Origin of the sequence: Bradyrhizobium oligotrophicum S58 (genome assembly GCF_000344805.1) — a bacterium.
GTDB classification, from domain to species: Bacteria; Pseudomonadota; Alphaproteobacteria; order Rhizobiales; family Xanthobacteraceae; genus Bradyrhizobium; species Bradyrhizobium oligotrophicum.
In genome coordinates, this window is record NC_020453.1 from 532,926 (window position 1) to 546,332 (window position 13,407).

Genomic DNA, 13,407 nt, shown 5'->3' on the forward strand with positions numbered 1-13,407 from the left:
GCGTCTCCCGAATGGCTGGCAGCAAGACCAACGGTCAGTTGTAGAGGTTTTGCCCAATTTGCGGCGCGCCGCAAGGCGCTTCGCCGCTCAACTCACATCTGCGATCGAACTTGCGCGTGGCGAATGCGGCAATATGAGGCGGTTCCGGGGTGTTCGGCGCGCCCTGGCACTCGCCCGCATGCGCGCACCCGGTGTCTGTCTGGGTCCGAGCCACTCGCGCCGTAGTTGTACGGCCGGGACGCTTCACATTCGTTTAAGCCGATCAATGGAAAAGTCACCATGTGGCTTCCGCGCTGCCTTTGTCGCGGCAGCGCGCCCGAATGCACAACCATTGAGCACATTTGCTAGGGTCTGTGATCTCAGGGCGAGCCGAGACGCTTTCGGAGAATGCGGAAATTGGTGGTCGTCTTGCGGTCGGCTTCGGGCTGGGTGGCACGGTGGAGCTGACGATCGCGGCGTGGGGGATTGAATGTCTGGCTTCGTTTCGAACGTGAGGATTCGAACCCGGCTGCTCGCCGGATTTGGTCTGGTTTGCATGTTGCTCGCCTGTGCGGTCGGCTATTCGGCCTACGCCGTTTCGAACGTCTCGCAGCGATTTCGCAACATCGTCGAGCTGAGATCGCCCGTGGCCATCGGCAGCACGCAGCTGGTGGCTGATCTCCACGCCACGCTTGCGGCGTTGCGCGGCTACCTGCTCACCGGGGATCCCGCCATGAAGCAACGGCGTGCGGTGCTGTGGACCGGGTTCGAAAAGTCCATCCAGGACTTCGACCGCCTGGCCGGGGGATTCAGGCTCGCGGAGAACCGCGCCCTGTGGGACGAGGCCAAGCCGCTGCTCGCCGAGTTCAGAGCTGCCCAGGACAAGGCGGAGGCGGTGGCCTTCACGGCTGATGCGTATCCGGCGACGAAGCTGCTCGGCACCGAGGCGTCGCCGCTGATCGCAACGATGTTTGCCGAGATCACCGGGATGATCGACGAGGAGAACGCGTTGGAGGCGACGCCCGAGCGGAAGCGCCTCCTGAAGACCATGGCCGATATACGCGGCAATCTCGCCGCGGCGGGATCGCAGCTCAGGCTCTACGTCGCATCCGGCGATCCCTTGGATCGCGACAAGTTTGCCGGCCCCTATGCCAACTACAAGAACGCGGTGGCGACCGTCGCGTCGGAGGCCAGCCTGTTGACGTCGTCGCAGAAGGCTGCGTTCGACAAGGTCGCCAGGGCCAGCGAGGCGTTCGCGCCGCTGCCGGACAAGATCTTTGCGCTGCGTCAGTCGCCGCAATGGAATGCGGCGGTGTTCCTGCTGGCGAGCGAGGCGGCGCCGCGCGCGAACAGGCTGCTCGATCTGCTGGACGGCAAGACGCGGGGGGACGGAACGTTTGGCGGCGGTCTCAAGACCAACCAGCAGGACGTGCTGGCGAAGGACTCCGCCGCCGTTGCAGGGCTGATCGAGCAGCTCCTGCTCGCCGAATGGGTGCTGCTCGCCATCGGGCTCGCGCTGGGCCTGGGCATCGCCATCATGGTGGCGCGCTCGATCACCACGCCGATCTCGGATCTGGTCGCCGATTCGGCGCGCCTGTCCAACGGCGATACCAGCGTCGAATTCAAGACCGCCGATCGCGCCGACGAGATCGGCGACGTGTCGAAGGCGGTGGCCATGTTCCGCGACAACGTCATCGCGCAGCAGCTGGCGTCGTCGAACTATGTTCGCGAGGCCGAGGCGCGCGAGGCGATGAACCGCAACATGGAAGCGGCGGTGGAGGCCTTCAGAACCAAGTCGACCGAATTGCTCTCCGAGGTCGACGACAATGTCGGCATCATGAAGAACACGGCTGAGGCTCTGACCGGAATCGCGAGTCACGCCACTGAACAGGCCGCATCCGCCGCCGGCGCCTCGGAGAAGACCTCCGTCAACGTCCAGACCGTCGCCGCCGCCGCGGAACAGTTGACGAGCTCGATCGTTGAGATCGGCCGGCAGATCGAGCTGTCGAATTCGACGGTGCGCAACGCCAATGCGACCACGGCGCGATCGGAAGCGGAGATCGAGAGCCTCGCCCAGGCGGCGCAGAGCATCTCGGCCGTCGTCGACCTGATCCAGGCGATCGCCGCGCAGACCAACCTGCTTGCGCTCAATGCGACCATCGAGGCCGCCCGCGCCGGCGAGGCTGGCCGCGGCTTCGCCGTGGTGGCGCAGGAGGTCAAGTCGCTGGCCGAGCAGACCGCCAAGGCCACGCAGGAGATCGGCCAGCACGTGCAGGGCATCCAGACCTCGACCAGTAGCGCCGTGGCTTCGGTCAAGCAGGTGGCGACGGCGATGCGGCAGATGGCGGATGTGACCACCGCGATCGCGAGCGCCGTCGAGCAGCAGGGCGCGGCGACACGCGAGATCTCGCACAACGTCCAGATGGCGGCCTCCGGCAGCAGGACGCTGGCCTCCAACATCTCCACCGTCAGCGGCGCGATCGAGGAGACCAGCCAGTCGGCGGACAATGTGCGCAATGCGTCCAACAACGTCTCGCGCGTGGCGAAAAATCTTGCGGCAGAGGTTCAGGAGTTCTTCGTCCGGCTGCGTAGCGGCGCGCTCGATCGGCGCTCCCAGGATGATCCGAACTACCGCGGACCGGAACGGCGCGCCAACCGGAGCGCAGGGCAGGGGCGACGGCGGGCGGCGTGATGTCGCGCTCCGGCTTCGACCGTGGCCGACCGCTAGCCGCTGAGATAATCCGGCCACCGGCCGCGAATGGTCGCGAGGTCGCTCAGCGTGCCGGTCAGGTGCTCGCGCAGATGCGCCTGCGCCTCGTCCGGGCGGCCTGCGGCGATCGCGTCGGCGATCTGCTTGTGATGCCGCAGGATGGTCTGCGCCTTGCCGGGTGAGGGCAGATGCAGCCGGCGCAGCCGGTCGATGTGGCCGCTGCGGCTGCGCACCAGGGTCCACAAATCCTGCTTGTCCGCGGCGGTGTAGAGCCGTTCGTGGAAGGCGTTGTCGGCCAGCATGAAGGCGGCGAGATCGCCGTCTTTCGCAAAGCGCCTCTGCCGGGTGACCAGCGCGTTCAACTCGTCCGCAAGCGCGCGCGTCGGCTGCAGGGCGAGCAGGCGCACGATCTCCAGCTCCAGCGCCTGGCGCAGGAACTGGGCCTGCTGCGCCCGGGTCACGTCGATGCGGCTGACCAGCGTCGCATGCTGCGGGAAGATTTCGACCAGCCCCTCTTCGGCCAGCCGCATCAGCGCGTCGCGGATCGGCGTCGAGCTGAGCCCGAATTCGGATTGCAGCGCGACCCGCGACAGCGGCGCGCCGGGCGGAAGCGCCAGCGCGATGATCTGGTCACGCAGCCGCTCGAACACCTGCGGCGCCGCGCGCCGGCTCGGATCGAGCCGTTCGGGCAGGGGCGCGGTGGCGGAGGTCGCGGTCAGCGAGGCCATGGAATCGGCTGTCCGGCTCGGAATGTCGCAGGGGAGAGATCAACGCTTGTCAGAGATGCACTAATGCATTAGTGCATCTGCCGACCGGTCGTCAACAAGGAGAGCCGGCGCGAGGAGGACTGTCCCATGTTGAAGACGTTCGGGCGCTCAGCCACACGAGCCGCCGGCCTGCTGGCCACCATGTTGGTTGCGGCCACCTGGAACGATGCGCAGGCCCAGCAGAAGACCGAGGTGTCGCTGTCGCGCCAGCCCGGCATTTTCTACATGCCGAGCCACATCATCGAGAAGCAGAAGCTGATCGAGAAGCACGCCGCCGCGCTCGGCGTGCCCGGTGTCACCACCAAATGGCTGACCTTCTCCGGCGGTGGTGCGCAGACCGATGCGCTGCTGTCGGGCAGCGTCGACATCCTCAACACCGGCACCGGCAATCTGCTGCTGTTGTGGGACCGCACGCGTGGCGGCGTGAAGGGCATCGTCGCCACCTCGGCGCAGCCGATGACCTTGATCAGCCGCGATCCCAACATCAAGTCGATCAAGGATTTCGGCCCCACCGACAAGATCGCGGTGCCGACCGTGAAGGTCTCGACGCAGGCCATCGTGCTGCAGATCGCAGCCGCCGAGGCCTTCGGCGCCGACCAGTGGAACAAGCTCGATGTCAACACCGTGCAGCTCGGTCACCCCGACGCTTATACGGCGCTGAGCAACCCGCAGCATGAGGTGCACAACCACTTCTCGATCCCGCCCTATACGTTCCTCGAAATGAAGAACGTCCCGGGTGCGCATGTCGTGATGAACTCGCCCGACGTGATGGGCGGGCCGCTGAGCCAGGCGCAGTTCTTCACCACGACCAAGTTCGCCGATGCCAATCCGAAGATCATCCAGGCGGTGCGCGACGCCACCAAGGAAGCGCAGGACCTGATCCGCAGCGACACCAAGACAGCGGTGGAGATCTACAAGGAGATCACCGGCGACAAGACCTCGGTCGAGGACCTGCTCGCCTGGCTCAAGGAGCCCGGCATGATGGAATGGAATCTGGAGCCGCAGGGCACGATGAAATTCGCCACCCATCTGGCGAAGATCGGTACCATCAAGACTCAGCCCAAGGCCTGGACCGACTACTATCTCCCCGTGGCGCATGATCTGAAGGGCAACTGATGTCCGCGCTCCTCGATGTCGACGGCGTCACCTTGCGCTACAAGACCTCCAGCGCCGTCATCACGGCAACCGAGCGGGTCGGCTTCTCCGTCGACCGCTCCGATCGCTTCGTTCTGCTGGGGCCCTCCGGTTGCGGCAAGTCGACCTTGTTGAAGGCCGTCGGCGGCTACATCAAGCCGAGCGAGGGGCGCATGCGCATCAACGGCCGCGAGATCACCGGCCCCGGCGCCGACCGCATGATGATCTTCCAGGAGTTCGATCAGCTGCTGCCCTGGAAGACCGTGCTCGCCAACGTGATGTTTCCGCTGCTGACGGCACGGCGCATGCCGCGCAAGGAAGCCGAAAGCCGCGCCCGCGCTTATATCGAGAAGGTCGGGCTGACACGCGTCGTCGATGCCTATCCGCACACGCTGTCCGGCGGCATGAAGCAGCGCGTTGCGATCGCCAGGGGCATGGCGATGGAGCCGGACATTCTGCTGATGGACGAGCCGTTCGCCGCGCTCGATGCGCTGACGCGGCGGACCTGCCAGGACGAGCTGCTGCAGCTCTGGAACGAGACCAAATTCACCGTGCTGTTCGTGACGCATTCGATTGCGGAAGCGATCAAGATCGGCAACCGCATCCTGCTGCTGTCGCCGCATCCCGGCCGGGTCAAGGCCGAGGTCATCGATGTCGACAAGGTCTCGGCCGAGGACGGCAGCGCCGCGCGCCTGGAGAAGCAGATCCACGACCTGCTGTTTTCTGAACCCGCAACGGCGCATTGAGGGCCGCTCCCATGGCTGAAGCAAAGATCATCCTGCGCGACACGGCTGCGGCCAGCGCATCTCCGGCCGATGTCGAGCGCAAGCTCGGTGTGCTCGAGCTGCTCTGGAACGACGGCTTCGTGCGCAAGAGCCTGATCATCGTCGTGCTCGCGGCGATCTGGCAGGCCTATGGCAGCTATCTCGACAATCCCCTGCTGTTCCCGACCTTCTCCGACACCATCACAGCGCTGTGGGAGAAGGTGCGCGACGGCACCATCCCGATGCGCGCCTGGACGTCGCTGAAGGTGCTGTTCATGGGCTACACGGCCGGCATCGTCCTCGCGGCCATCCTGACCGTGCTCGCGATCTCGACCCGGATCGGCACCGACTTCCTCGAAACCATCACGGCGATGTTCAACCCGCTGCCGGCGATCGCGCTGTTGCCGCTCGCCTTGATCTGGTTCGGGCTCGGCAGTGGCAGTCTCGTGTTCGTGCTGATTCATTCAGTGCTGTGGCCGGTGGCGCTCAACACCCATTCCGGCTTCAAGAGCGTCTCCAACACCCTGCGAATGGTCGGCCACAATTACGGCCTCACCGGCTTTTCCTACGTGATCCGTATCCTGATTCCCGCGGCTTTCGGCGCCATCCTGACCGGCTTGAAGATCGGCTGGGCCTTTGCCTGGCGCACCCTGATCGCCGCCGAGCTGGTGTTCGGCGTCTCCTCCGGGCAGGGCGGCCTCGGCTGGTTCATCTTCGAGAACCGCAATCTGCTCGAGATACCCGCTGTATTCGCCGGCCTGCTGACCGTGATCGTGATCGGTCTCGTGGTCGAGAACCTGATCTTCCGCACCATCGAGCGCAAGACCGTGCTGACCTGGGGGACCCAATCATGAGTGAGCGCAAAACCCCCGATCAGCTTAAGACTCCCGATCAGCTGCGCAGCGCGCGCTGGTTCGCGCCCGACGATCTCCGCTCCTTCGGCCATCGCTCGCGCGTGATGCAGATGGGCTACGCCCAGGAGGAATGGAAGGGCCGCCCGGTCATCGCCATCGTCAACACCTGGTCCGATGCGCAGCCCTGCCACATGCACTTCAAGCAGCGCGTCGACGACGTCAAGCGCGGCGTGCTGATGGCCGGCGGCTTCCCAATCGAGCTGCCGGCGCTGTCGCTGTCGGAGTCGCTGCTGAAGCCGACCACGATGCTCTACCGCAACATGCTGGCGATGGACGTCGAGGAGCTGCTGCGCAGCCATCCCGTCGACGGCGTGGTGCTGATGGGCGGCTGCGACAAGACCACGCCGGCGCTCTTGCTCGGTGCTACCAGCATGAACCTGCCGGCGATCTATCTTCCGGCCGGGCCGATGCTGCGCGGCAATTGGAAGGGCAAGACCCTCGGCTCTGGCTCCGACGCCTGGAAGTATTGGGACGAGCGCCGCGCCGGCAAGCTGTCGGATGCCGATTGGAGTGCGATGGAGGCGGGCATCGCCCGCAGCCACGGCACCTGCATGACCATGGGTACGGCCTCGACCATGACGGCGATTGCGGAGGCGATCGGTATGACCTTGCCGGGCGCCTCGTCGATTCCGGCTGCTGATGCCGAGCACATCCGCATGAGCTCCGAATGCGGCCGCCGCATCGTCGAGATGGTGTGGGAGGATCTGACGCCGGCCAAGATCCAGACCAAGGCAGCGTTCGAGAATGCGATCGCGGTGGCTATGGCCATGGGCTGCTCGACCAACGCGATCATCCACGTCATCGCGCAGGCGCGCCGTGCCGGCGCCGACATCGGTCTCGACGATTTCGAGGCCGCGAGCCGCAAGGTGCCGGTGCTCGCCAATGTCCGGCCGAGCGGCGACACCTACCTGATGGAAGACTTCTACTACGCCGGCGGCCTGCCCGGGCTGATGAGCCGGATGGCCGAGCATCTCCATCTCGACTGCGTCACGGTCAACGGCCGCACGCTCGGCGACAACATCAAGGGTGCGGGCGTCTACAATGACGACGTCATCCGCCCGCAGTCGAACCCGATCTATCGCGAGGGTGCGCTCGCCGTGCTCAAGGGCAACCTGGCTCCGGACGGCTGCGTCATCAAGCCGTCCGCCTGCGAGCCGCGTTTCCTCAAGCACACGGGCCCTGCGCTGGTGTTCGACGACTATCCGTCGATGAAGAAGGCGATCGACGATCCCGATCTCGACGTATCAGCCGATCACGTGCTGATCCTGCGCAACGCCGGACCGCAAGGCGGGCCGGGCATGCCGGAATGGGGCATGCTGCCGATTCCGACCAAGCTGGTGAAACAGGGGGTGCGCGACATGGTGCGGCTGTCGGACGCACGGATGAGCGGCACGAGTTATGGCGCCTGCATCCTGCACGTTTCGCCGGAATCGTACATCGGCGGTCCGTTGGCGCTCGTGAAGAACGGCGACCTGATCACGCTCGACGTCGCCGCGCGCACCATCAATCTCGATGTGTCCGAAGAGGAATTGGCGCGCCGCCGCGCGGAGTGGACGCCGCCGGCGCCGCGCTTCGAGCGCGGCTATGGCTGGATGTTCGCCCGCCACATCAAGCAGGCCAATGATGGTTGCGACTTCGATTTCCTCGAAACCGGCTTCGGCGCCCCCGTCGGCGAGCCGGTGATCTATTAGTTCACACTGTCGAGAGGCCGCGCTCTCGCCCCAACCTCGGTGTGCTCCCTCCCCCCTTGTGGGGGAGGGTCGGGGAGGGGGGAGCCCCAAGCGACACTACCGATGTGGACCCCCACCCCCAACCCCTCCCCGCAAGGGGGAGGGGAGAACCACGAGCACCGCATGACCAGACTCAGCACCGCCACCCGCAACAAGCTCAAGACCGTTTCGACCGCAACCGTCGCCACCGCGCTGTTCAAGCGCGGCCTGCGCATCCAGTGCATCCAGAACGTCCACCCGCTCGGTCCGGACCAGCCGACCATGGTCGGGGAGGCCTTCACCATGCGCTACATCCCGGCGCGCGAGGATCTCAACACGATCGAGGTGTTTCGCGACCGCGGCCACCCGCAGCGCAAGGCCGTCGAAGAATGTCCGCCCGGCGCCGTGCTGGTGATGGACAGCCGCAAGGACGCACGCGCCGCCTCGGCCGGCGCGATCCTGGTGAGCCGCCTGCAGCAGCGCGGCGTCGCCGGCGTCGTCACCGATGGCGGTTTCCGCGATTCCGCCGAGATCGCCAGGCTCGGCATTCCCGCCTTCCACCAGCGCCCGAGCGCGCCGACCAACCTGACTCATCATCATGCGATCGAGATCAACGGCCCGATCGCCTGCGGCGACGCGCCGGTGTTTCCGGGCGACGTCATCCTCGGCGATTCCGACGGCGTCATCGTCATCCCCGCTGATATCGCCGACGAGATCGCGGACGAGACCTTCGAGATGACCGCGTTCGAGGACTTCGTCGCCGAGCAGGTCGCCCAGGGCCGCTCCATCCTCGGCCTCTATCCGGCCACCGACCCGCAGACCCCTGCCGATTTTGCGGCCTGGCGGGCGAAGAACGGCAGGTAGCCGCCACACACTCCGCTGTCGTCCCTGCGTTCGCAGGAACGACACCTTTGGTGCGGCGTCATCTCGCTGTTCATCCCCCGGTGTTGGTGAGGCGCGAGGCCGCTGCCACACCCTCCGCTGTCGTCCCGGCCTTGAGCCGGGACCCATAGCCACAGGGCGGTGTGATCACGAAGAAAGTAGCTCCAGCCTGCCCAACAACTAACAACGGTGGCTATGAGTCCCGGGGGGCGCCGGGACGACACCGGTGGTCAGGCGAGGTCTCGCCGCACATTGGACTTTAGCCAGCAGTGCGTCGCGGTCACGCGCTCTTGTCCGCCAACCCCACCGCCCACAGCGCGAATGCATACACGATCGCGACCTCATCCAGGCGGTTGAAGCGGCCGGAGGCGCCGCCGTGGCCGGCGCCCATGTTGGTGCGTAGCACCACGGGCCCGCCACCGGTCATGGTCGCGCGCAGCCGCGCGACCCATTTCGCTGGCTCCCAATAGGTCACGCGCGGATCGGTCAAGCCGGCCATCGCCAGAATTGCCGGATACTCCTTGGCCGCAACGTTGTCGTAGGGCGAGTACGACAGGATGGTGCGGAAATCCTTTTCGCTCTCGATCGGGTTGCCCCATTCGGGCCATTCCGGCGGCGTCAGCGGCAGGGTGTCGTCGAGCATCGTATTCAGCACGTCGACGAACGGCACTTCGGCGACGATGCCGGCGAACAATTCACCCGCGCGGTTGGCGACGGCGCCCATCAGCATGCCGCCGGCGCTGCCACCATGGCCGACGATGCGCTTGGCGCTGGTGTAGTTCGCGGCGATCAGCGCCCGCGCGCTGGCCGAGAAATCGTCAAAGCTGTTGGTCTTCTTCTCGCGCTTGCCGTCGAGGTACCAGCCCCAGCCCTTGTCCGTGCCGCCGCGGATATGAGCGATCGCATAGACGAAGCCGCGATCGACCAGCGACAGCCGGTTGGCGCTGAACGAGGCCGGCATCGCCATGCCATAGGAGCCGTAGCCATACAGCAGCAGCGGCGCCGTGCCGTCGGCCTTGAAGTCGCGCCGGTGCAGCAGCGACACCGGCACCTCGGCGCCGTCATCCGCTCTGGCCATGATGCGCGTGGTGACGTAGTCGGCCGAATTGTGACCGGACGGAATTTCCTGGCGCTTGCGCAAGCTTTTCGCGCGCGTCACCATGTCGTAGTCCCAGACTTCCGACGGCGTCGTCATCGACGAATAGGAAAAGCGCAGATTGGTGGTGTCGAACTCGTAGGAGCCCATCGCGTCGAGCGAATAGGCGCCCTCGTCGAACGCGATCGCATGCTCCTCGCCCGACCTGAGATCGCGGATCACGATCGACGGCAGCGCGTTGGCCCGCTCCAGCCGCACAAGGTGTCCGGAGTAAAGATCGTGATCGAGCACATAGATGCCGGCGCGGTGCGGAATGAGATCGCGCCAGTTGGCGCGCTCGGGTGCGGCCAGCGGCGCGGTGACGATCTTGAAGTCGATGGCGCCGTCGGCATTGGTGAGAATGAACAGTTCCTCGCCGCGATCGGCGATCGAATATTGCACGCCGTTCTCGCGCGCAGCGACCAGCTTCGGCGCTGCTTCGGGATGATCGAGATCGATCAATCGTTGTTCTGACGTCTCGTGGTCGCCGCCGGCGATGACGCAGAACCGGCCCGACGTCGACTCGTGGACATGCGTGAACCAGCCGGTATCGTGCTCCTCATAAACCAGCACATCGTCAGACTGTTTGGTGCCGAGTCGATGCCGCCACACCTGCATCGGGCGGTGATTGTCGTCGAGCTTGACGTAGAAGAAGCTGTTGCAGTCGCGCGACCACACCATGCCGCCATCGGTCTCCTCGACGAGGTCGGCGAGGTCATCGCCGCCATCCCAGTCGCGAACGCGGATGGTGAAATATTCCGAGCCCTTGGTGTCGGCACTCCAGGCCACGCGCTTGTGGTCGTGCGAATGGCGGCTGCCGCCGAACTTGAAGTACTCATGCCCACGCGCCAGCGCATCGCCGTCGAGCCCGATCGTCTCCGCGCCGCCATTGCGCGGCGTGCGGCAGAACAGCTCGTGCTGGCCGCCCTCGCGGTACTTGCGGAAATAGGCGTAGGGCCCGTCGGGCGACGGCACCGAGGAGTCGTCCTCCTTGATGCGGCCGCGCATCTCCTTCACGATCTGTTTCTGCAGCGGTTCGGTGTGGCCGAGCACATCATTGGCATAGGCGTTCTCGGCCTCGAGATAGGCGCGGATGTCGGCGTCGAGCAGCGTAGGATCGTGCAGCACCTCCTGCCAGCGCGCATCCTTCAGCCAGGCATAGTCGTCGCTCACGGTGATGCCGTGGCGGGTGAAAGAATGCGGGCGGCGCGGCGCCACCGGCGCCTGGTTGCTGCTGTCGGTCATGTCGTCCTTTACGGGGTCACGCTCTCGCCGAGCCATTGGATCGCGGCATCGAGGCCGCCGCGGCCATGCGGGATCTTCAACGCCACCAGCGCCATCTCGATCACGCCGAGCGTGCCCAGCACCATCGGCGCGTTGACATGGCCCATATGGGCGATTCGGAACGCCTGGCCATGCAGATCGCCGATCCCGGTGCCGAGCACGACGCCGCACTGCTCCTTGCAGTAGCTCTGCAGCACCGCGGGATCATAGCCGCCGCCGACCAGCACCGTGGTCACGGTGTTGGAACGCTCCGCCGGCTCGGCAATGTTGAAGCCGATCACCTGGCCTTCGCTCCACTTCGCGACCGCGCGGCGCACAGCTTCGGCGAGCAACTCGTGGCGCCGGAACGCGTGCGTCAGCCCTTCGGCGAACAGCATGTCCATCGCCTGGCGCAGCGCGAACAACAGGTGCACCGGCGCGGTGCCGCCATATTTGCGATAGTGCTCGCTGCCCTCGCGCTCGCTCCAGTCCCAATAGGGCGTGCGCATGTTGGCACGCTTGTGCGCCTGGAGGGCTCGCGCGTTCGCCGCAACGAAGCCGAGGCCGGGCGGCGTCATCAGGCCCTTCTGCGAGCCGGACATCGCGACGTCGATGCCCCAGGCGTCCATCTCGAACGGCATGCAGCCGAGCGAGGCGACGGTGTCGACCATGTACAGCGCCGGATGGCCCGATGCCTTGACCGCGCGGCCGATCGCCTCGACGTCGTTGACGACGCCCGACGCCGTGTCGATCTGCGCCACCACGATCGCCTTGATGGTATGCTCCTTGTCGGCGCGCAGCCGCGCCTCGACCTCGGCCGGCCGAACCGCGCGGCGCCAGTCGCCGCGGAGCACCTCGACCTCGGCGCCCATCGCGCGCGCCGCATTGCCCCAGCCGATCGCGAAGCGCCCGCTCTCCAGCACCAGCAGCTTGTCGCCGCGCGACAGCACGTTGGAGAGCACGGCCTCCCAGGCGCCGTGGCCGTTGGCGATGTAGATGTAGGTCTTGCCCGTGGTCGCGAACAGACGGCCGAGGTCGGACATGATGCCGTCGGTCAGCTCGACCATCTCCTTGGAGTAGATGTCGAGCGCCGGGCGGTGCATCGCCTGCAGCACCTCGTCGGGCATCGTGGTGGGTCCCGGGATGGCCAGAAACTCCCGGCCCGCGCGAACGGTCATTGCACTTGTCCTTGCCGATTGATCTCGAGATTGGTTTTGGCGCTGAGCCGTGACGGCGGGCTCTCGAACCCGGTCGGGCCAAATTCGTTTTACGCGGCGCAGCCCATTAAGAAAAGCCGGAGATCCCGGGGGGCTGGCATGCCTCCGCCGGCGCAGCCGCGTCAGCGCCGGGTCTCGCGGCAGCCGGCAGCCTCGGCCTCCTCGACCGAGCAGAACCAGCGCGTGCCCTTGGCGACGTGCATCTTGATCTGCGCGTACCAGCGGCTCTGCGGCGTGTGATAGATGCATTCGCCGGCGCCATTGACGTTGCCCTTGATGGTGCAGTCGGGCGACGGCGCTACCGGCCCCGAGGCCGAGGCGAGCAGGATGGCTTTCGCGCTGTCCGGTGGTTTCGTCGCGCCGAGGATCGTGGTCTTCTTGTTGCGTACCCGCCAGTCCCACGGCGCGATGAAGGCGCCCTGCCACATGCCGGCCTTGGCGGTGCGCGCCTCCGCCTCGTCGGGCTCGTAGTCGTGCGAGATGGTGCGATAGGCCAGCGCCCAGCCGCTGCGCACCAGCCATTTCTGGATGTCCTCGCCGTCGACGTCGCAGCGCGCAACCTGGCGGCCGCGGCGGTCGATCGAGCGGGGATGGCAGACCCAGCTCTTGCCGTCGGCGTGCTTGATCAACTCGTCGCGGGCCGCGATGCCGCAGGTCCAGCGCTCGCCATGCGGATTCAGGCATAGTTGGTCGACCGACGGCGCGTCGATGCCGCCGAGCCTGACCCGCGTCGTGCCGATCAGGACATTGTCGGCCTCGCGGACCTTGGCGATGCCGGTGATGTCGGCGGCGGATGCGAGGGAGGGCAGCAGCAGGAGCAGGGCGAGCAGGGTGGATTTCATCGACATGAACGGGTGCGGGTCGTCCTTGGGATGGAAGGTCCCAGCGATTGTGCGGCGGATCGCGCGGTTGTTCCAGCACGGTGATTGCCTG

At 66.2% G+C, this 13,407-nt stretch carries 10 protein-coding genes; 6 read left to right on the plus strand and 4 right to left on the minus strand.

Annotated features, from left to right (window positions below; translation table 11 throughout):
* The first annotated feature begins 535 nt into the window (after positions 1–535).
* Positions 536–2,671, plus strand: coding sequence for a methyl-accepting chemotaxis protein (locus tag S58_RS02485; protein WP_015663653.1), 2,136 nt, complete (start codon positions 536–538; stop codon positions 2,669–2,671).
* A gap of 32 nt (positions 2,672–2,703) precedes the next feature.
* Here S58_RS02485 and S58_RS02490 read toward each other — a convergent pair whose 3' ends face one another.
* Positions 2,704–3,417, minus strand: a complete 714-nt coding sequence (locus tag S58_RS02490; RefSeq protein WP_015663654.1) for a GntR family transcriptional regulator — start codon at positions 3,415–3,417, stop codon at positions 2,704–2,706.
* A 126-nt stretch (positions 3,418–3,543) separates the two neighbouring features.
* Here S58_RS02490 and S58_RS02495 point away from each other — a divergent pair, with 126 nt between their 5' ends.
* The 5 genes from S58_RS02495 (at position 3,544) to S58_RS02515 (ending at position 8,841) form a co-directional block, all read left to right on the plus strand.
* On the plus strand, positions 3,544–4,572 hold the full coding sequence (locus tag S58_RS02495; protein WP_015663655.1) for an ABC transporter substrate-binding protein: 1,029 nt from the start codon (positions 3,544–3,546) through the stop codon (positions 4,570–4,572).
* A complete protein-coding gene (locus tag S58_RS02500) occupies positions 4,572–5,336 on the plus strand; it encodes an ABC transporter ATP-binding protein (RefSeq protein WP_015663656.1) in 765 nt (254 codons plus the stop codon). Before S58_RS02495 ends, S58_RS02500 begins: the two co-directional genes overlap by 1 nt.
* A gap of 11 nt (positions 5,337–5,347) precedes the next feature.
* Positions 5,348–6,208, plus strand: a complete 861-nt coding sequence (locus S58_RS02505; protein ID WP_015663657.1) for an ABC transporter permease — start codon at positions 5,348–5,350, stop codon at positions 6,206–6,208.
* Complete coding sequence (gene araD / locus S58_RS02510) at positions 6,205–7,959, plus strand: L-arabinonate dehydratase (RefSeq protein ID WP_015663658.1); 1,755 nt, start codon at positions 6,205–6,207, stop codon at positions 7,957–7,959. Before S58_RS02505 ends, araD begins: the two co-directional genes overlap by 4 nt.
* A 162-nt stretch (positions 7,960–8,121) precedes the next feature.
* Entirely contained in the window at positions 8,122–8,841 is a 720-nt protein-coding gene (locus tag S58_RS02515; protein WP_042338597.1) for a ribonuclease activity regulator RraA, read from the plus strand.
* A 298-nt stretch (positions 8,842–9,139) separates the two neighbouring features.
* Here S58_RS02515 and S58_RS02520 read toward each other — a convergent pair whose 3' ends face one another.
* From S58_RS02520 to S58_RS02530, 3 genes are all read right to left on the minus strand, one after another.
* Positions 9,140–11,239 (minus strand): S9 family peptidase, encoded by a 2,100-nt coding sequence (locus S58_RS02520; RefSeq protein WP_015663660.1) that lies wholly within the window; start codon positions 11,237–11,239, stop codon positions 9,140–9,142.
* 8 nt (positions 11,240–11,247) lie between these two features.
* The gene (locus tag S58_RS02525; protein WP_015663661.1) at positions 11,248–12,435 is read right to left on the minus strand and encodes a pyridoxal-phosphate-dependent aminotransferase family protein; all 1,188 of its coding nucleotides are present in this window, start codon (positions 12,433–12,435) and stop codon (positions 11,248–11,250) included.
* Between the two features lie 161 nt (positions 12,436–12,596).
* Complete coding sequence (locus S58_RS02530) at positions 12,597–13,322, minus strand: thermonuclease family protein (protein ID WP_042338599.1); 726 nt, start codon at positions 13,320–13,322, stop codon at positions 12,597–12,599.
* Positions 13,323–13,407: the final 85 nt, after the last annotated feature.